Raw genomic sequence first — 18926 nt, forward strand, 5'->3', positions numbered from 1 at the left:
CAAAACCTTCCCGGATTTGTCGAGGTAACTGGGGCTGACTTAATTTGAAGCGCGGCCTGCCACCCCTTTGGTGCCTTTGGTAATGGCCTTGGCCGGCTCCTTGGGACGCAATGCGCGCACGGCGGCGCCTGCGCGCCACATCTCGGAGTCGCGGATTTCGTTAAGCTCCTTCTGGAGTTGCTCCTGGTAATTTGGCGCGCCGCAAGCCTTCAGCACTCGCTTGCATTCCTCGCCGCTTTTGACCCGTTTATACAATTCTTTGAACACTGGCATGACCGCCTTCTTGAATTTGGGTTTCCAGTCCAGCGCGCCCCGTTGCGCGGTGGCGGAGCAATTGGCATACATCCAGTCCATGCCCTTCTCATCCACCAACCGGATGAGGCTTTGGGTCAATTCCTCCACCGTTTCATTGAAGGCCTCGCTCGGCGTGTGGCCATTCGCGCGCAACACGTCGTATTGCGCTTCCATGATGCCCGCCAGGGCGCCCATGAGCACGCCGCGCTCACCGGTCAAATCGCTGAACACCTCATGCTCGAAAGTAGTGGGGAACAGGTAACCCGAGCCAATGCCGATGCCCACCGCCAGACAGCGCTCCTCCGCGCGACCGGTGTAATCCTGCTCCACGGCATAGCTCGAATTAATGCCGGCCCCGGAAAGGAAATTGCGACGCACGGACGTGCCTGATCCCTTGGGCGCCACCATGATCACGTCCACATTGGGCGGCGGAATCACGCCCGTAAGTTTTTTGTAAGCAATGCTGAATCCGTGACTGAAGTAAAGCGCGTCGCCGTCCTTCAGGTGCTTCTTCACCGTGGGCCAGATGGCTCGTTGAGCGGCATCAGAAACCAGCATCTGAATGATTGTGCCCCGTTGCACGGCTTCTTCGATGTCAAAGAGGGTCTTGCCCGGGACCCATCCATCTTTTACGGCGCGGTCCCAGTCTTTTTTGAACTGTTTGGCCTGGCCGACAATGACATTGAAGCCGTTGTCCCGCAGGTTCAGCCCTTGCGCCGGCCCCTGCACTCCGTAGCCAATAATGGCAATAACCTCGTCCTTCAGAACTTTACGGGCCTTGGCAATCGGAAATTCCTTCCGGGTCACCACTTTTTCTTGCGTGCCGCCGAAATCAATAATGGCCATGTTTGTATTTTTCAGTTAAGCGGGCGGTCATCCGCCCGTCAGGTTGTTTGTTGTGTTTGTTGCGTGCGGAAGCTACCTGCCGTGCGCGGGGATTTCCTTCCCTTTCCCCCGCTCACGACGAGCCTCAACTTACATGCGGTTTATCGTATCCATCAGCCCACCAGCGTCAAATGGAAATCCATACCAGCGAGCACCCGGGCGCTTCAAAGCAATTCAAGTCTCTCTCGAGCGGTTATTTTTTCGGCAAATCTTTTACGGCTTTGGTGGTTTCACTGGCGGCTTTCTCCACAGACTTGGTCGCTCCTTCGGCGATAAGTTTTTGCAGGGTTTCAACCATTTCTTTAATCGCCTGCTTCTGCTCCTCGGTCAGCTTGGCGCGGGCGTAGGTTTTTTGTAGTTGGGTAAGCGCACCGGCCAAATCTTCTGCCTTGATCGCCTGAATGGCTTTTTCCACCTCCGATTTAACGGATGCCTCAGCCGAGCTAAAAGCTGACTCCAGCTTGCCGGTGTCCACCTTGGATTTAGTGCCGCAGCCCATCATGCTGAACAAAGCTGCCACCAGTACCACGACTGCGATGATTGTGTGTTTCATAATTTCACGTGCCGTCACCAGTGTACTCCTGCCCTGTCGGATGTCAACCGACAGACAAGGGAATCTCGCCTCGCGTTTGGGCAGTGCAATCGGTGGACAGATATCGCTCTAGGTGGGGGCTTTCCCCTTGTTGCCCCTAAGAGCTTGAATGTCGCCCTTTGCCCCAAGCCGTGGGTATTGCAGTTGCCTTAAGAGGCCAATTTTGCCATGGTCATACCCCGTGACCACTCGGTTTTTATATCCAGCATGCTGGGCTGCGCTGCTTTCATGCTTCACGGCCTCCTCCGCCACTTTCAATGTCCGTGATTTCGGCGCTCAAGGTGACGGCCGTCACGTGGATTCGCCCTCCATCCAAAAAGCCATGGACGCCGCCGCAATGCAGGGAGGTGGTCAGGTGGTTTTTCCAGCGGGACGTTACCTGTCTGGCACTCTACATCTGCGGAATAACCTTACCCTGGTGTGGGAGGCGGGGGCACGGCTGGTGGGCGCCACTAATCTTGACCTCTACGCTGCCCCCACGCCGCCGGCCTACATGCCGGAAGCCAAATGGGGTAAATGGCACCGCGGTCTGATGGTTGGACAAGGGGTTACCAACGTAACCCTGATTGGCCCCGGAGTGATTGATGGCAATCGCGTGTTTGACCCCACCGGCGAAGAGCGCATGCGCGGGCCGCACACCATCGTCTTTGTGGACTGCCGGAACTTTACCATTCGCGACCTGGAAATCGTGGATTCGGCCAATTACGCCATTTTCTTTCAGGTCAGCGATGAAGTGGAAATTCGGCGGGTGAAAATTCGTGGCGGCTGGGACGGCGTCCATTGGCGGGGCGCCCCAGAACGCTGGTGCAAAGATGTGCGCATCATTGACTGCCAGATGTACACGGGTGACGACTCCATTGCCGGCCGTTATTGGGAGCGGACCGTCATTCAAAATTGTGTGCTCAACAGCTCCTGCAACCCGGTGCGCATTATTGGCCCCGTGCGCCAGTTGATCATTCAACAATGCCTGCTTTATGGGCCTGGTTTGGAGCCGCATCGCACTTCCAACCGCTTCAATGCCCTGGCCGGCATCAACCTGCAGCCTGGAGCCTGGGATGCCACCCGTGGTTTAACGGACGATGTATTTATTTCGGATGTCACCATGCACCATGTGGCTGCGCCTGTGCACATTTCCCTGAAACCGGGCAACACTGCCGGCACCATTCGCGTGCAACGCCTCACCGCCGCAGGGGTCTATCGGGCTGCCCTTTCCGCAGAAAGCTGGGCTGAGTCCCCGATTACCAACGTGGTTTTGCGGGATGTGACCATTGAATACACCGGGGGCGGCAAGGCAGCCTCACCGTTGCCAACAGTGCGCGCCCCGGGCGTGGACGTGCGCCCCTTGCCTGCGTGGGGTCTGTATGTCCGAAATGTTCAAAAACTCGAACTGGATCAAGTGCGCCTGCGCTGGGAACAACCCGACAGCCGCCCAGCGATGCTGCTGGAGCGGGTGGAGGAAGCCTGGCTGGACAAGGTAAGCTTGCGCGTGGCTGAAGGCGGCGTTGCGCCACTGGTTACCACCAATGTAACCAAGGTGTACCTTCGGCAAACGGATCTTTCCGAGCCTTTCCGCGAACTTAATGCCTCTCCCACCCGTCCATAATTGCCATGCTGGTTGTTTTCCATCAAACAACTTAAAAGCCAGCGGCACAGGCGCATTTGTCTGGACATCAAGCATTTGTGCCTTAAACTGCAGCCCAATTTATGACTGACCCACGTTTTGCCAAATTGGCCAAAGTCTTGGTGGAGTACTCCACCCGCTTGAAACGAGGTGAAAAAGTCCTGGTGGAGCTGTTTGATGTGCCGGACGAGTTTTCCGTGGAATTGATTCGGGCAGTGCGGGCGGCGGGGGCCATTCCAATTATTGAAACCCGGCACAGCCGCTTGATGCGGGAGCTTATTCGCGAAAGCACCCCCCACCACGCTGCTTTGGTGCGGGACTTGGAGCTGTTTCGGATTAAGAAGATGGATGCTTACATTGCAGTCCGCGGCGCCTTTAATGCGAACGAAAATGCCGATGTTCCATCGGAGCGCATGGCCATGTACACACGCACTTTGCGGCCCGTGCTCAATCATCGCATCAATCACACCCGCTGGGTGGTTCTGCGTTGGCCCACCGCCTCTATGGCGCAGGCCGCCAACATGAGCACGGAGGCATTTGAAGATTTTTATTTTCAGGTGTGCACCATGGACTACGGACGCATGGCCAAAGCCATGCAACCTTTGGTGCGCCGCATGAAAACCGCTGACCGAGTGCAGATTAAATCACCCGGCACCGACCTGACCTTCAGCATTAAAGGCATCGGCGCCAAGGGATGTGAGGGGCGGCTGAACATACCCGATGGCGAAGTTTTTTCCTGCCCGGTCAAAAACAGTGTTAATGGCGTGATTCAATTCAATACGCCGACCATTTATTCGGGCAAACGTTTCGAGAATGTGCGTCTGGAGTTCAAGCAGGGCAAAATCGTCAATGCCACCGGCAGCGACACCAAACGCCTGAACGAAATCTTGGATACTGATGCGGGAGCGCGTTATGTGGGAGAATTCGCGCTGGGCTTCAATCCGTACATCTTGAATCCTATGTGCGATATCCTTTTCGATGAAAAGATCGCCGGCTCCTTGCACTTCACCCCCGGCCAGGCCTATGAGATAGCCGATAACGGCAATCGCTCGGCCGTGCACTGGGATATGGTGCTCATCCAAAGACCTGAATGGGGCGGCGGTGAAATATGGTTCGACGGGGAGCTCATCCGCAAAGATGGACTATTTGTGCCCAACGACCTGCAGGGTTTGAACCCCGAAAATCTCAAATGACGGCGCCAAAACAACGGACCGATTTCGGCCGGGGGAACGCCGCTGTCGCCCCCAAATTATAGGGCCCCTTACAGGCTTCATTCTCACTCTGAGTTTCCCTGGCAACTGCCAAGGCATGGGGATGGTTGTTTCCACTACTCGTGATTTTCATCGCTCAACGATGAAAAAACTAGGCATCGGGGCCGGGTTGGGTTAAAAAAACATGGCCGACATCCCGCGAGCAGCCATGGTGCTGCCGGAGGAGTTGCGGCCCAAATCATTGAACCAAAAGCGCAGAGCGCCCCGAGTGATAGCGTATGGCGATTGATCGGATGCAGGCCCAGCGGTTTGAGCTGAAATACCTGATCAGCGAAGAAACCGCCTTGCAGGTGCGCGACTTTGTTTCCTGCCACCTGGACCTGGATGAGTACGGGGTGGCCAAGCCCCATCTGTCCTACGATGTGCATAGTTTGTATCTCGATTCGGACACGTTGCGGACGTACTGGGATACCATCAACGGCAACCGCAATCGTTTCAAGCTGCGCATTCGTTTCTACAGCACTGACCCCAGCGTGCCGGTTTACTTTGAAATCAAGCGGCGGGTTAATAACTGCATTATGAAACAGCGGGGTGGGGTCAAAGGCTCGGCCATGCCGTTGCTTCTGCAAGGTTATTTGCCGGAGCCTGACCATCTGGTGTCCTACACGCCGAAAGCCCTCGTGGCGTTGCAGAATTTCTCGCGGCTCATGCACATGATTCAGGCCAAGCCCAAAGTGCACATTGCCTATCTGCGGGAGGCTTATGCCAACGAGCCGGGTACGGTGCGCGTTACCATGGACCGCGAGGTGCGCGCGCAACCCAACCTCACTGGCGTTATCAGCACGGAAATGACCAATCCCCATTACAGCTTCAAGCCGTGGGTCATTCTGGAGCTGAAATTCACCGATCGCTTCCCCAACTGGTTCGGTGATTTGGTGCGCCATTTTAACATCATGCAGCGGGGTGCCGCCAAGTACTGTGCCAGTATTCAAGCCATCGGCGCCGGCCCCCTTAAAAGCCCCTTCCCCGTGGTACCTGAGGAGGAGGTTCAATATACTGAATGAAACTCAGCGGGCGGCCAGCCATTGGCTGCTTTAGCTGACATACGCTGCCATTGCCGCTTTGTTTCCTCTGGATAATGATTCCCGATTTTTCGGCCACCAGACCGCTCATCTTGCTTTGGATTTGGCATGCCGCCTCTGCAAACCGGGCCTCCTTCAATCGTCTTGGCCTGTTTGGTCATCTGGGTTAAGGTGCTCTCATGCGTTGCCTTTCCACTATTCTCGTGGTGTTGTCGGCTGCAGGATGGTTGTCCTCGCGCGCCGCCACGGTTCTTGTAGAAGCGGAAAGTTTCCCATCGTTGGGAGGCTGGGTGGTGGACACCCAATTCATCGAGATCATGGGGTCTCCCTACCTCATGGCCCATGGGCTGGGCAAGCCCGTCAATGACGCTGAAACCGCATTGACCCTGCCTCAAACGGGCACATATAGGATATGGGTGCGCACCAAGGACTGGGTGGCGCGATGGGGGGCGCCGGGCACTCCTGGCCGATTTCAACTTTTGGTCAACGGCCAACCCTTGCCGGTCACTTTCGGCACAGAAGGGGCCGAGTGGCACTGGCAGGCAGGAGGAGAGGTCAGGTTCACCCAGCGGGAAATCAAACTGGCATTGCGTGATTTAACCGGGTTTAACGGGCGTTGTGACGCCATCTTACTTTCCGACGATCCGCATTTTGTCCCTCCCCATGATTCAACCCCGGCCGCGTCATGGCGAAGGCGATGGTCTGGATTGCCAGAAAAACCGCGTGATGCAGGTGAATTTGATCTGGTGGTGGTGGGCGGAGGGTATGCCGGCACGGCGGCCGCCGTGTCTGCGGCGCGCATGGGGTGCAAGGTGGCGCTGATACAAAACCGGCCCGTGTTAGGCGGCAACGGCAGCAGCGAAATCAGAGTATGGGCCCAGGGCAAAACACGGCGCGGCCTCTTTCCAAGGCTGGGAGAAATTGTGGAGGAATTCATGGACCAGGCCAAAGCCTCGCCGGGCACCGCCGAAGAGTTTGCCGATGATCGCAAGGAAGCCGTCGTGCGCGCCGAAAAAAACATTCAGCTTTTTCTAAATACTCACGCCCTGGGAGTGGAGAAAAATGGTCAACGTATTCTGGCGGTGGTTGCGTTGGATGTCCGCACGGGCGAGCTGCGGCGTTTCCAAGGGCGATTGTTTGCGGATTGCTCAGGCCATGCCACCTTGGGACGGATGTCTGGCGCGGACCATACGGTGCGTGAAACAGATCACTTGGGCATGAGTAATATGTGGCGATGGCGAACCAATCAAACCGCCACTCCTTTCCCCCCTGTGCCGTGGGCGCTGGACTTGAGCATGAACGACTTCCCCTACCCCCGGAATGGCCGTGGAGAATGGTTTTGGGAAACGGGTTTCAACCGGCATCCGCTGCACGATTTGGAGTATATGCGCGATTGGAATCTGCGGGCAGTTTTCGGGGCCTTCCATGCCATGAAAAACAAAGAGGGCCGGGAAGCGCATCTGAATGCGGAGTTGGAATGGGTGGCCTACATTGGCGGCACGCGCGAGTCCGTCCAGCTTCTGGGCGATGTCATCCTGACCCGGGATGATATTGTGGAAAAACGCCCCTTCCCTGATGGTTGTGTGCCCACGACGTGGGACATTGACCTGCATTATCCCCGTGAGGAGTATGCGAAAAAATATCCGCAAGACCCTTTCATTTCTCGCGCGGTTTTTGACCAGTCAGTGGACCGCGAGCACGGCTACCCTGTGCCCTATCGCTGCCTTTATTCCCGCAACATGGAAAATCTCTTCATGGCCGGCCGGAATGTGAGTGTGACGCATGAAGCGTTGGGCACGGTGCGCGTCATGAAAACCGGCGGGATGATGGGCGAGGTGGTGGGCAAGGCCGCCTCCATTTGCTTGAAGCACGATTGCACTCCGCGTGATGTTTTTGAGCGTTATCTTACCGAGCTTAAGACATTGTGTCATCTGCCCGGCGCCACCCGGCGGGCCACTGTCCATGCCCCTTTGCAAATTCCCCCCAATCCCCCACCCCTGCCCGCTCCAGTGCCGCCGGAGGGCATTGACCCCAAAACGCTGCCAGGCCTGGTGATTGATGATGCGCAGGCAAAGTTCAGCGGTACGTGGAGCGAGAAAGGCAGCCTCAAAGGTTACATTGGAAGCGGATATCGCTATGCCACCGCCGGCTCCAAAGCCGTGGCTCGTTTTGAATTTCAAGTGCCCCAGGATGGCCGCTATGAGGTGCGGCTTGCGCATCAACCGCATGAAAACCGCGCGAAAAACACGCCGGTGACGGTTTTTTGCGCAGAGGGAGAAAAGCAGGTGGAGGTTAACCAGCAGGCGGCTCCCCTCTTGCCGCATGGCTTTGTATCGCTTGGAATTTTCCGTTTTTCCACCGGCAAGGTTTGGGCAGTGGAAATTCGCGCTGCCGGTGCTAATGGTTATGTCCATGCGGACGCCGTGCAGGTGCTGCCCGCGCCCTGAGTCAGCCCCGGCGAGTCCCCAGTGGGTGTATGAAGATTTCAAAAAAGACAGACTACGCTTTGCGTGCCTTGTTCACGCTGGTGGATGCGTACGGCAAAGGACCGGTCTCCATTCGCGAACTGGCCGAGCGGAATGCCGTGCCCAAGCGCTTTTTGGAGCACATTATGCTGGACCTGAAGGCCAAGGGATGGGTGACCAGCATCCCGGGCGCAAGGGGTGGCTACCAGCTTGCGAAGCCGCCGGAAAAAATCACCATGGGTGAAATTGTGCGCTATTTTGATGGAATTATTGCGCCCATCGAGTGTGTCTCCGTTTCCGGTTACCAGGCCTGCTCGCAAGAGGCTGTCTGCCGGTTTCGTCGTGTTTTTCTGGATGCCCGAAATTATGTGACCCTGCTCATGGATCGCTCCACCCTGGCCGATGTGGCGCGGGGTGCGCCCGTGACCGGGCGCGAAGTTTTTTCTCAAGGCTTTATCGGGGGTGAGGGTATTTGAGCTTTATTCCACCTCCCACATCGCAATGGGCGGTGAATGAATAACCGAAATGGAGGCGGCAGCCCCTTGTTTGGCGCGCGCCTGGGCAATGGCGTCCTCCAGCGTAGGCGCCGTCTCCCACCCCAGACGCTGGGCGGCCTCCGGACTGCGCGGATTGACGATGATTACCTGCCCGCAATGTTTCATGCCGTGGGCGCCCCAATTCCACATCGAGACCGGATGGAAACCATGATAGCCATGGTGAAAACGGTAGAGCCGGATATAGCGCTCATCGCGCGCCAGAGCGTCCGCCCAGCGACGGTCCACTTCGTGGGGATCGCGGGTAATCTGCAGTTTGTCAAACAAATCGCTGTAACTGGGGTGATGCACCGGATCAAATTTGTTTTCCAGCGGATGCAAAAAGATGATGCTGCCACCCGCTTTGAGGAGGGGCTTGCCTTTGTAAAAATTAAACATGTACCCCAGCCCCATCGCATACACGAGGATGGGGTTCATCACCGAATGCACGCTGTAGGGCATGACATAGGGAATGGGCACAATCAAAATATCACATTGTCCCTGCACCCGAATGAGTTGCTGCTGGTAGAGGTGTTTCAAGGTAAGCTGGTGCACCGCTTCCGCCTCGCCCGCCTGGATGCTGGTAACGCCGTAAGGGGCTTTATTGGCGAAAAAAATCTGGCGGTTCAACGCCAGTGGCGTGCATTGAAGAAAACCCTGGGTAACCCGTGCCGAGACCTTGTCAAACCATGACCACGTGGTTTCCTGGGTCTGCATATACCCCAGGTACCCGGGAAAGGTATCGGTGTTTACCGTCATCTCAATGTGGAACACCTTGACGTGCTTTTCGACGTACCGGCCAATGCGGTCAATTACCTGATGCATCCGGCTGCGCGGGGGGTCATTGAAGCTGCGCGAGTTCATCTGGGTCTCGCAATTGTGATTGGGCCGGATGCAGCGGTAGGTGGCCAGCCCCACTCCCACCGATTTGTGCCCGCCATTAAGCGCCACGAGATTCAAGTTGACGTAAATCAACAAATCCGAAGTGGCCGCGCGCTTCTGGATTTCTACAATTTCGCCATGATCAGTATGGCCCAGCACGATGTTGCCCTCAGGGTCTTCCGCGTCATAATTATAGAGCGTGCCCTTGGGCCAGTGCGCATTGAAGATGCGGCGGCCCAGCATTTCTTTGATTTCCCAGTCATGCATATGCCGGTGCAGGCAAACCGCCACCACCAGATGCACATCATCCACCCCCGCCGCCGCCAGGCGTTCAAGCAACAGTTCAATCACCACCTGACGGCAATCCGGTGACCGCATCTTCGGGAGAGAGAGCGAAATATCATCAAAGGCAATGGTGACCTTCATGCCCGGTTTCAAGTAGGCTCGCAGCGGGTCCATCCCCACCGGATGATCAATCGCACGTTCGGCTTCTGCCCGTAGATTGGCAAAACCGGGCAAGGGCGGGCGGGGATAAAGGACACGGGTGCCCGGCGGCACCTTTGCATAAACAAAGCTCTCGCCACGCATCAAGAACAGGGGCGGATCCCCTGGCTCATATAACTTCACCAAGCCCTCAGCATCCAATGAGGTCATACACGTAAGTCGAAAACGGTTTTGAAGTTGCCGGGTTGTTCGGTGTGAAAAGCATGGGCAATGGCCGCACGAAATTCAGTCAGCGGAAGTTTTTTGCTGACCAGCGGGCGCAGACGCCCGCCCGATGCCGCCAATAATTCCAACGCCAGTTGTATCGTTTTCACCCTCCGCCCGCCGGGCAGGGTTTCCCAACCATAAGCATAAGAGCCATGGACGCGCAGCTCCTTGTACCAGGCGCTTGTCCAATCAATGCCCGATGGAATACCCGGCATGCCCACCAGCAACACCAGACCGCCAGGCCGGGTTAAACGCAAGGCATCGTCCATCGTGGGGCCGATGCCCACGCAGTCCAGCACCGCATCGGCCCCGCCCAGTACCACTGGCTTGCCTAACTCCGGTTGATAAATGCCCCCCCCTGCATCCAGGCTGCCGGTGCGCTCCAACACCCACTGATACAGAGCCGCCGGGGGCCGCAAGCCGATGCATTCATCCGCTCCCAGTTGCCGCGCCATTTCGGCCTGGTGGGGAAACCGAGCCACCGCCAACACCCTCCCCTGCCCTCCGGTCATGCGATATGCAGCAATGAGCAGGAGGCCGATGGTCCCGCAGCCAATAACCAACAGAGTTTTTTCCTTTTCACGTGGCGCCTTCAGCGCGGCATGCAAAGAACAGGCCAAAGGCTCGGCCAGCACGGCTTCTTCATCAGAAAGCGCGTCGGGGACTGGATGAACTTGGGAGGGATGCGCTACCAGGGAGGCATGGCTCCAGCCGCCGCCGGTGCTGGCGCAATAACCGGTTTGAAAGCCACCCTGTAAACAGCCCCGGAGGATATTTTCGCAATTGGCGTATTGACCCGCTGCGCAAGGACGGCAAGGAGTCTCCATGCCCCGCACTTCACACCCCAGCGCTGGCTCCAAGACCACCCGCATGCCAGACCGCAGGTTTGAGGGGGTTGCCGAGCCGGTCTCCACAATCTCCCCCACCACCTCGTGCCCCAGCACAAAAGGCGTCGAGACAAAAGGCGAGAAGTAAGGACTGCCTTTGCAGGCAATGGTGGACAAATCGGAACCACAAATCCCGCTCAGGCGGGGGGCCAGTCGTACCCAGTTGGGACGCGGCAAAGGGGGCGGCGCCACCTCCGCAAATTGCAGACACGAAAAGCTGCCGGTGGCGATTTCGGGCCAGCGGCCGGCCAGACTGCGCACCCACAACCAACGTGGTACGGAACGTATGAATTGGACTGCACGCGGCATGCCAGTAAGATTCTAACGCCAGTTTTCCACCTGCCAACCCCGTTCCTTGGCCACCCGAGCCAATCGGCGGTCCGGATTAATGGCCAGGGGGTGTCCCACACACTCCAACATCGGCAAATCGCCAAAAGCATCGCCCAGAGCATGGCAATGGGCCAAATCAAAACCATGGCGGGCGGCGTGTTCGCGTATGAGCCGGGCTTTGACCTGCCCGGTGAACGGCTCCGGCAGGACGCGCCCGGTGCAAATGCCATGGACCACCTCCATGCGGGGGGCCAACACATCGGCTTCCCACTCGGCAGCCAACGGCTCCAGAAAAACATCCAAGCCGCCGGTGACAAACACGATTTTTACCCCGCCCTGGCGGAAAGCCTCCAGGCGTTGCCGCGCGGGCCCAAATATCCTGGATTGCAGGTATTCGCGGCCAAACTTTGCCGCCTCTCCCATAAGCAAATCCACTGGCACGCCGTGGTAATGCTTATAAATGGCACGGTTGGAAGCGGCACGGTCCATGGCATCCAGGAGCAGCCACCACGGGCCATGCACGGCCAGCGAGGCCAGCCACAGCCAGCGCCAAGGTCGGCGCATGGCCCGACATTTGAGATGTACCAGGGGCGCCACAATGGTGGTATCCGTCAAGGTGCCATCCACATCGCAGTAAGCCGCCGAGCATATGCCGGTGGGGTGTTGCAATCCTGCCATGTTGCAATTCACCCAAAGTGTTCCGGGCGGTGGTCGCTGGTGCAAGCGAAAAGAGGCAGGCTACGGAAGAAAAACCTCAGAATCGTGTATTGCGGATTTCCTCGTCATGGGGAGCGAGTTTCCGCGCGTAAGCAAGATGGTTTTGGGCCTCATCGGCGCGGCCCAGGGCCATCAGCGTTTTGCCATATACCAGTTGGAAGGCATATTGAGTGGGATAGGTTTTAATCAACCAGGCGAAGGTGCTGGCGGCTTCCATGGGTTTGCCCAGTTGCAGATAGGCATTGCCTAGATTAAAGCGCAAGGCCCAGTCATCCGGCCGGCGGCGAATAGCCTCATAATACGTGGCCAACACCCGTTCCACTTCCTCCTGGGTTAAAGCCTGGCGCAGTTGGGCAACTTCGCGTTCCATATCCGCCACCAACCACTGATGATCTGCCTGATCCAGAAAAGGAGGATTGGCGCACAAGCGGCTCATGGCCTGGGCCACGTTGTACTCATCCAGGGAAGTGTACGCAAGATGGCGGGCGCATTCAGCTTGCGAAAGCCATTCCGCAGCCGGCGTCCCCAAATCTTTTTGGCAGGCCTTTTCTGTTGCTTCGGCCAACTGCCGTGCCAGCCAGTAGGTGCCCCCAAACGTGGGATGGACGTGCTCATAGAAAAGCTCGCGCCCGGGGAGTTGCATTTTGGCGGATGGATGACGTGCAAAGGCGGCTTCCACATCACAAAACAACACCCCTTTGTTGGCATGAGTAGAGGCCAACTCGCGGAGGATGCCACTGATGCGCGGGTCAGCCCGGAAGGGTAAGGCATCCAGTTCCCAAGCCCGCAACAAGTGCTCGCGCGCTTTTTGGGGATTATCAAGGCGCTGGAAGCAACGCCCCAAACGATAGTGTAATTCGGCGTAATGATGGTCCAGCGCGGCCGCCGTTTGGTAATGTACGATGGCGCTGGCATAACGTCGCGCCTGTTCTTCGGCCTGCCCCAGGGCGTACGCCTCGTTCCAAAGCTGCAATTCCTCATCCTTCAACCCCGTCCGATGTAATGAACCGAGGGGCGGGAAATCTCGAACATTAACTGCTAAAGTACACAGGACTTTGGGGAAATCCCCCAAGGATAATACATCATCCAAATTAACCCGAAAATTCTCCAATACCTTTAGCGTCCGCGGATCATTGGCGGGCCTTCTTTGACGCCGAAGAAAGGCCATGTCCTGCACTGGCGGCGGGTTCCATTGGTTGACCAGACGGCGCACGAGTTGGCCCACGTAAGTGGCTTTGCCCCAATCATTAACGAGCGCCAATGTGCGATTGGACCAGAGACTAGATTCCTCCGCCGCCGGGGCATGCAGACCGATGAGTTCATTGTTGCCGGTATAAATGATAAATAAATCAGGATCATATTGCGCGCATTCTCGCGCTATCCGCCGCAGCACATAAGAATCTATGCCCATCATGGCGGCATTGATGATTTCTATGCGTTTGCTGGGATAACGCTCTTCCAACATGACTTGCAAATGCCGCGCTGGACCAAAAGCCGGGTCTGGAGTGCCGAAAGCAGCCGATTCACCCAACACAAACACCCGGAAGGTATTGGGCGATTTTTTGATGGATATTTGCGCAAAAAATGGCCGGGGCGGATTCTTTCTTGAGGTGTAATGCCGCGCGAATTCATAATTGGTCTTCACTGTCCCCGGCTCATTGCCAGCCACCCAAAAACGGCCCGAAAAACCTATGCCAAACAACCTCAGCGTGAGTTCCAATGCTGCGAGAAGCAGCAAAGGCAGCCCCAGCGCGAAGGCCATGCGCCAGAACCAAAGTCTGCGGCGGGAAATGATGGGTTTGGAATGGGCCTGTGGGGATGTGGGCACATTCCCATCGTGATGACGCGAAGGTCCGGACATACCTTTGCGGTCTTTGGGCACAAACAATCCATAAGCCATCTTCGCCCCAAGCGCAAGACATTTTAACAATAATTTAACATTTCCCCGCATTTTTGCGCTTTTGCATCAAGGGCAAGGCCAGTAAGAACGAGGTTTAGACTTGCCCAAGCCCTCCTGACATTCCCCTTGCGCAAGGGCAGTCTCTTCAGCCATCGTTTCGAGGGACATGGATGAATTGCAGGACATTGCAAGCGAAGTGCTGAGTGTGATTGAGCGGGTCACCGCCGGGGTAGATTTTCCCGAAAATGCGTTCAATCACCTCGCTTTGCGACTGGCCATGGCCCAAAAGAACGCCAACCCCATCCTGGCTGCTTTTTGGAAGGAAGTTGGCCCCCAGCGCTGGAAAAGCTGGCGCGACATTCCCGCGCTCACCGTGGAGGCTTTCAAGCATTGGGATATGACCAGCATTCCCGCTGCCCTGCGCACGCACGTCTTTTATTCCAGCGGAACCTCTGGCCAGCAGCGCAGTCGTCATTGGCATCATGAAGCCTCTCTGCAACTCTATCGGGCAGCATTGAAACCGTGGTTTGCCCGTCATGTTCTGCCCCAGGCCGATGCAGAGGCGTCTCGAAAATGGCTGATGGTCAGTCTTACCCCGCCCCCCGTGCTTGCGCCCCATTCCTCATTGGTGGAAATGATGGCCACGGCCATGGAGTCATGGGGGCTGCCCCAATCGGTTTTTCTGGGACAGACCAATTCTGCTGGTGACTGGGTGTTGGACCTGCCGAAGACCAGTGCGGCTTTGCAATCCCTGGCCCAACAGGGGCAGCCGGTAGTGCTCATGGGCACGGCGTTCAACTTTGTGCATTGGCTGGATTTCCTGAACGGCCAGGGAGCAAGAATCCCCCTGCCCCCAGGTTCCTGCCTGATGGAAACGGGGGGGTACAAGGGGCGTTCCCGAGCAGTCCCCCCCGCGGAATTGCATGCGAATCTGTGTCGGACGCTGGCGCTCCACCCCAATGCGATTGTGCGGGAATATGGGATGTGCGAGCTTTCGTCCCAAGCTTATGACGGTACCGCTTTGAGCGGAACGGCAAGCCCCAGACAATTTTGCTTCCCTCCCTGGGTTCGCTTTCGCGTCCTTTCGCCGGAAAACGGCATGGATTGCCCGCCCGGCGTGCCTGGGTTATTGTGCGTTTACGATTTGGCCAATGTATGGTCGGTGTTGGCCATTCAAACCGCCGATTTGGCAGTGGCAGAGGAAAGCGGTTTTGCGTTGATCGGCCGCGCTGCTTCCGTTGAGTCACGCGGCTGTTCCCTGATGGTGACGGAATGAATTTGCCAGATTACTTTTTGGTGGACCTGCCCCCCGAGGCCTCGCTCTCGCCAGACCTCGTGCGCGAGGCATGCCAAACCTTGCGAAAAAATCGCGAGACCTATCTACTGCATCGCGATACCGCGAGCTTGATTCGCACGCTGTCCGAGTTGGGGGCTTCCTGGCTTGATGCCCAGTACCCTTTTCGGCAGAAAGCGTTGCAGGAAGGCCCGGCCGCGACAGGTTTCTCGGCGCCGGTTTTACAAGACGGTCTGGACAGCTTTTTCCGCCAGCTTAACGAGGCCAATTTACGCGCGCTGGTGGAACAGGACCTCGGGCATGTGGACCGGCTGGACCGGCTGGTGTCCTCTGAATCGGAACGCCGCAGTGGCATCCAAGCCATGGCCACCGGGCCGGCGCTCATGTTCCATGTTACTGCCGGCACACTGCCCATCCCCGCGCTGATGAGCATGGTGCTTGGCTTGCTGATCCGCTCAAGTCAGTTCGTCAAATGTGCCAGCGGCGCCGCGTTCATCCCCCGCCTGTTTGGTCATTCCCTTTACGAATTGGACCCTAAATTGGGGGCGTGTTTGGAGATTGCCCAGTGGCGGGGGGGTACAGCCAGCTTTGAAAATATTCTCTTGCGAGAGGCAGATTGTGTAACAGCCACCGGCAGCGATGAGACCCTCCAATCGCTGCGCCGACAAGTGCCTCCGGGCGTTCGTTTTCTGGCCTATGGCCATCGCATCAGTTTCGGGTTTGTCTGCCGGGAAGAGCTAAGCCCGTCAGCCGCCAAGCAGTGGAGCTCCCGCGCGGCAAGGGATGTGGCCGCCTGGGACCAGTTGGGCTGCCTGTCTCCGCATGTTATCTATGTTGAGCGCGAAGGACGGATAACCCCTGAGCAATGGGCGGAAATGCTGGCGACCGAGCTGGCCGGTCTGGAAAAAACGATGCCCCGCGGGCCAGCCCCACTGGAAGTTTCGGCAGCCATTGCCAGCCGCCGGGCTTTTTATGCATTGCGGGCGGCAGCCTCGCCGGACACGCGCAGTTGGCAAAGCGAAGGCAGCACGGCCTGGACGGTGGTTTATGAGGCCGACCCGCGTTTTCAGCTCTCGTGCCTCCACCGCTTTATCTACGTCAAAGGGGTGGAACATTTGGAAGAGGCGCTGCAAGGGGCGGATGAAGTGCGGAGTAAAATATCCACGGTGGGCGTGGCCGCCAGTGCGCAGCGCCTGCCGGAGATTGCGCTGCGCCTGGCCGCGTGGGGGGCGCCGCGGGTGTGTCCCTTGGGCCAAATGCAAAAGCCACCCCTGACCTGGCGGCATGATGGACGGCCCGCCCTGGGAGATTTAATTGGTTGGACTCAACTCGAAATGTGATTTTATGCAGATGGAATTACGTAAAAGCTTTCAATTCGAGGCTGCGCACCGCCTCCCTTTGTTGCCCAAGAAGCACAAATGCCATCGCCTGCATGGCCATAGTTTTCAAGTGGAGATTGTGGTGGCGGGCGAATGTGACCCCAAACTGGGCTGGCTGATGGATTACGCGGATATTTCGGCGGCGTTCAAGCCATTATGGGAAAAACTGGACCATCGTTATCTCAATGAAATCCCCGGGCTGGAGAATCCGACGAGTGAAAACATCGCGGTGTGGATTTGGCGGCGATTAAAACCGCGGCTGCCCCAGCTCACGGAAGTGGTGGTTGCCGAAACGTGCACCGCGCGCTGCGTGTACCGTGGCCAGTGACACACTGCAACATTTGCTTGAGGAAGTCCGCGCCTGCCGACTGTGCGAGGCGCAGCTTCCCCTGCCCCCTCGCCCCATCCTTCATGTCTCGCGCACAGCTCGGCTGTTAATTGTCGGACAGGCTCCTGGGCTTCGCGTACACGAAACTGGCATTCCCTGGAATGACCCTTCCGGAGACCGTCTGAGGGAGTGGCTTCAAATGTCACGTGCGTTTTTTTACGATGCACGGCGCATTGCCATCATCCCCACCGGCTTGTGCTATCCCGGCAAAGGGCGGTCAGGCGACCTGCCCCCACGCCCGGAATGTGCGCCCAAATGGCATCCGCCGCTGCGGGCGGCCCTGCCAGAAATCAAGCTAACCCTCCTGATTGGGGCTTATGCCCAAGCCTATTATTTAGGGCCTCGCCGTTACGCCTCGCTGGCTGAGACCGTGCGCCACTGGCGGGAATATTTGCCGGCGTTTTTCCCCTTGCCCCATCCCAGTCCCCGAAACCGCCGATGGCTGGCCCAGCGTCCATGGTTTGAGCGGGAAGTTTTGCCCGCCCTGCGGCAGGAGGTGCAGAGGGTACTGGAGGGTCTTTAACCCCACTGGGAAATTCGCATCAGGGCATAAGCCAGACCGGCTGTAATGGGAATCGTCATAATCCATGCCCATAACATCCGTTCGGCCACACTCCACTTTACCGCGTTGAACCGTTTGGTGGCGCCCACGCCCATGATGGAGCCGGAAATCACGTGGGTGGTGGACAGAGGAATGCCATAATGGGTGGCCACACCAATCACGGCGGCGGCGGTGGTTTGGGCGGCAAATCCATGAATAGGCTGCATTTTGACGACATTTTTGCCCATGGTTTTGATGATTTTCCAGCCGCCGGCCGCAGTTCCCGCGGCAATGGTGATGGCACAAATCACCTTGACCCAAGTGGCAATTTCAAACTTTTCCGTCCGCAGAAAGCTTAATTCGGGGGGTAAATCAGCAAACACCCGTGATTGGGTGGCGGTGTAAAGGGTCAAGGCAATGATGCCCATGGTCTTCTGGGCGTCATTGCGCCCATGCTCGTAACTCATCCACGCCGCGCTGAAAAGCTGGGATTTGCCAAATACCTGGTTGACGATGCGGGGATGAACCTTGCGCAAAAGCAGCAGCAAAAGCCCCATCAATAAAAAGCCGCAAACAATGCCCATCGTGGGAGCCAGGAACATGGGTTTGATGACCTTGGGCCATAGACCACCGTACGTCAGAACGGTGCGGGTAGTTTCCATCATCACTGGCCCATCGCCTGCCGGGGGAATCACAAGGTGAACCAAATTGGTGCCTAATTGCACCGCGTTGGTGCCTGCCGGCAGATTCATGGTGGCGATGGAATCGAGCACGTTTTGCGGGGCTGCCACCCATTTGGTAACGGCGGCGCTTTTCACCTCAATCCATTTAATCGCTTTCCAGTTATTATGTGAGGCGGCCAGAGCCGCGCCGCACAAACCACCAATCAACGCATGGCTGCTGCTGGAAGGCAGGCCAATCCACCAGGTGAAAAGATTCCAGGCAATCGCCCCTCCCAAGGCACATAAAATGGCCATGGAATTGATGTAGGTGGTATCCACCAACCCTTGCCCGATGGTTTTGGCCACCGCCGTGCCCATTAAGGCCCCCACCAGGTTCATGGCCGAAGCCAAAAGTATGGCTTGGGCCGGGGTCATGACCTTGGTGGCCACGGAAGTGGCTATGGCATTGGCGGTGTCGTGGAAACCGTTGATATACTCGAATATCAACGCCACCAGCAGAACAGAAAGCACCAGCAACATCGGCGGTCTCCA

At 57.3% G+C, this 18926-nt stretch carries 16 protein-coding genes; 9 read left to right on the top strand and 7 right to left on the bottom strand.

Features of this window, described 5'->3' with window-relative positions:
• Positions 1-39: 39 nt before the first annotated feature.
• On the bottom strand, positions 40-1140 hold the full coding sequence (gene ilvC, locus NXS98_RS04775) for a ketol-acid reductoisomerase (RefSeq protein WP_283847333.1): 1101 nt from the start codon (positions 1138-1140) through the stop codon (positions 40-42).
• A 232-nt stretch (positions 1141-1372) separates the two neighbouring features.
• A complete protein-coding gene (locus NXS98_RS04780) occupies positions 1373-1732 on the bottom strand; it encodes a hypothetical protein (RefSeq protein WP_283847334.1) in 360 nt (119 codons plus the stop codon).
• Between the two features lie 148 nt (positions 1733-1880).
• Between NXS98_RS04780 and NXS98_RS04785 the strand changes: the two genes are divergently transcribed.
• From NXS98_RS04785 to NXS98_RS04805, 5 genes are all read left to right on the top strand, one after another.
• The gene (locus NXS98_RS04785; RefSeq protein WP_283847335.1) at positions 1881-3374 is read left to right on the top strand and encodes a glycoside hydrolase family 28 protein; all 1494 of its coding nucleotides are present in this window, start codon (positions 1881-1883) and stop codon (positions 3372-3374) included.
• A 101-nt stretch (positions 3375-3475) separates the two neighbouring features.
• A complete protein-coding gene (locus tag NXS98_RS04790) occupies positions 3476-4585 on the top strand; it encodes an aminopeptidase (protein WP_283847336.1) in 1110 nt (369 codons plus the stop codon).
• 296 nt (positions 4586-4881) lie between these two features.
• A complete protein-coding gene (locus NXS98_RS04795) occupies positions 4882-5667 on the top strand; it encodes a polyphosphate polymerase domain-containing protein (RefSeq protein ID WP_283847337.1) in 786 nt (261 codons plus the stop codon).
• A 197-nt stretch (positions 5668-5864) separates the two neighbouring features.
• Positions 5865-8132 carry an FAD-dependent oxidoreductase gene (locus tag NXS98_RS04800; RefSeq protein WP_283847338.1) on the top strand — a complete coding sequence of 756 codons (2268 nt, stop codon included), beginning with the start codon at positions 5865-5867 and terminating at the stop codon, positions 8130-8132.
• A gap of 29 nt (positions 8133-8161) precedes the next feature.
• On the top strand, positions 8162-8626 hold the full coding sequence (locus tag NXS98_RS04805) for an RrF2 family transcriptional regulator (protein ID WP_283847339.1): 465 nt from the start codon (positions 8162-8164) through the stop codon (positions 8624-8626).
• 3 nt (positions 8627-8629) lie between these two features.
• Here the strand turns inward: NXS98_RS04805 and larAH are convergent, their stop codons facing one another.
• The 4 genes from larAH to NXS98_RS04825 form a co-directional block, all read right to left on the bottom strand.
• On the bottom strand, positions 8630-10219 hold the full coding sequence (gene larAH, locus NXS98_RS04810) for an NPN-dependent hydroxyacid isomerase, LarAH14/15/16 family (RefSeq protein WP_283847340.1): 1590 nt from the start codon (positions 10217-10219) through the stop codon (positions 8630-8632).
• Complete coding sequence (locus NXS98_RS04815; protein WP_283847341.1) at positions 10216-11472, bottom strand: zinc-dependent alcohol dehydrogenase; 1257 nt, start codon at positions 11470-11472, stop codon at positions 10216-10218. The genes larAH and NXS98_RS04815 overlap by 4 nt, the downstream gene beginning before the upstream one ends.
• 12 nt (positions 11473-11484) lie before the next feature.
• Positions 11485-12171 (bottom strand): HAD family hydrolase, encoded by a 687-nt coding sequence (locus NXS98_RS04820; protein WP_283847342.1) that lies wholly within the window; start codon positions 12169-12171, stop codon positions 11485-11487.
• A 76-nt stretch (positions 12172-12247) separates the two neighbouring features.
• Positions 12248-14071, bottom strand: a complete 1824-nt coding sequence (locus NXS98_RS04825) for a tetratricopeptide repeat protein (RefSeq protein ID WP_283847343.1) — start codon at positions 14069-14071, stop codon at positions 12248-12250.
• Between the two features lie 205 nt (positions 14072-14276).
• Here NXS98_RS04825 and NXS98_RS04830 point away from each other — a divergent pair, with 205 nt between their 5' ends.
• From NXS98_RS04830 to NXS98_RS04845, 4 genes are read left to right on the top strand one after another with little or no spacing between them, the layout of a single operon-like run.
• Entirely contained in the window at positions 14277-15386 is a 1110-nt protein-coding gene (locus NXS98_RS04830; protein WP_283847344.1) for a LuxE/PaaK family acyltransferase, read from the top strand.
• On the top strand, positions 15383-16744 hold the full coding sequence (locus tag NXS98_RS04835; RefSeq protein WP_283847346.1) for an acyl-CoA reductase: 1362 nt from the start codon (positions 15383-15385) through the stop codon (positions 16742-16744). The genes NXS98_RS04830 and NXS98_RS04835 overlap by 4 nt, the downstream gene beginning before the upstream one ends.
• A 4-nt stretch (positions 16745-16748) precedes the next feature.
• On the top strand, positions 16749-17111 hold the full coding sequence (gene queD / locus NXS98_RS04840; RefSeq protein WP_283847347.1) for a 6-carboxytetrahydropterin synthase QueD: 363 nt from the start codon (positions 16749-16751) through the stop codon (positions 17109-17111).
• Positions 17112-17115: 4 nt separating this feature from the next.
• Positions 17116-17694, top strand: coding sequence for a uracil-DNA glycosylase family protein (locus NXS98_RS04845; RefSeq protein WP_283848122.1), 579 nt, complete (start codon positions 17116-17118; stop codon positions 17692-17694).
• On the opposite strand, the gene NXS98_RS04850 is transcribed toward NXS98_RS04845, so the two are convergent.
• Positions 17691-18914, bottom strand: coding sequence for an inorganic phosphate transporter (locus NXS98_RS04850; RefSeq protein WP_283847348.1), 1224 nt, complete (start codon positions 18912-18914; stop codon positions 17691-17693). The genes NXS98_RS04845 and NXS98_RS04850 overlap by 4 nt on opposite strands.
• Positions 18915-18926: the final 12 nt, after the last annotated feature.

The sequence above is a fragment of the Fontisphaera persica genome, from assembly GCF_024832785.1.
Classification (GTDB): domain Bacteria; phylum Verrucomicrobiota; class Verrucomicrobiia; order Limisphaerales; family Fontisphaeraceae; genus Fontisphaera; species Fontisphaera persica.

What these genes read in the sequence shown, in the direction of transcription:
- NXS98_RS04800 (WP_283847338.1), top strand. Translation starts at nt 5,865, where the DNA reads ATGCGTTGCCTTTCCACTATTCTCGTGGTGTTGTCGGCTGCAGGATGG.
- queD (WP_283847347.1), top strand. Translation starts at nt 16,749, where the DNA reads ATGCAGATGGAATTACGTAAAAGCTTTCAATTCGAGGCTGCGCACCGC.
- NXS98_RS04790 (WP_283847336.1), top strand. Translation starts at nt 3,476, where the DNA reads ATGACTGACCCACGTTTTGCCAAATTGGCCAAAGTCTTGGTGGAGTAC.
- NXS98_RS04820 (WP_283847342.1), bottom strand. Translation starts at nt 12,171, where the DNA reads ATGGCAGGATTGCAACACCCCACCGGCATATGCTCGGCGGCTTACTGC.
- ilvC (WP_283847333.1), bottom strand. Translation starts at nt 1,140, where the DNA reads ATGGCCATTATTGATTTCGGCGGCACGCAAGAAAAAGTGGTGACCCGG.
- NXS98_RS04835 (WP_283847346.1), top strand. Translation starts at nt 15,383, where the DNA reads ATGAATTTGCCAGATTACTTTTTGGTGGACCTGCCCCCCGAGGCCTCG.
- larAH (WP_283847340.1), bottom strand. Translation starts at nt 10,219, where the DNA reads ATGACCTCATTGGATGCTGAGGGCTTGGTGAAGTTATATGAGCCAGGG.
- NXS98_RS04825 (WP_283847343.1), bottom strand. Translation starts at nt 14,071, where the DNA reads ATGTCCGGACCTTCGCGTCATCACGATGGGAATGTGCCCACATCCCCA.
- NXS98_RS04815 (WP_283847341.1), bottom strand. Translation starts at nt 11,472, where the DNA reads ATGCCGCGTGCAGTCCAATTCATACGTTCCGTACCACGTTGGTTGTGG.
- NXS98_RS04850 (WP_283847348.1), bottom strand. Translation starts at nt 18,914, where the DNA reads ATGTTGCTGGTGCTTTCTGTTCTGCTGGTGGCGTTGATATTCGAGTAT.
- NXS98_RS04805 (WP_283847339.1), top strand. Translation starts at nt 8,162, where the DNA reads ATGAAGATTTCAAAAAAGACAGACTACGCTTTGCGTGCCTTGTTCACG.
- NXS98_RS04795 (WP_283847337.1), top strand. Translation starts at nt 4,882, where the DNA reads ATGGCGATTGATCGGATGCAGGCCCAGCGGTTTGAGCTGAAATACCTG.
- NXS98_RS04830 (WP_283847344.1), top strand. Translation starts at nt 14,277, where the DNA reads ATGGATGAATTGCAGGACATTGCAAGCGAAGTGCTGAGTGTGATTGAG.
- NXS98_RS04780 (WP_283847334.1), bottom strand. Translation starts at nt 1,732, where the DNA reads ATGAAACACACAATCATCGCAGTCGTGGTACTGGTGGCAGCTTTGTTC.
- NXS98_RS04785 (WP_283847335.1), top strand. Translation starts at nt 1,881, where the DNA reads ATGTCGCCCTTTGCCCCAAGCCGTGGGTATTGCAGTTGCCTTAAGAGG.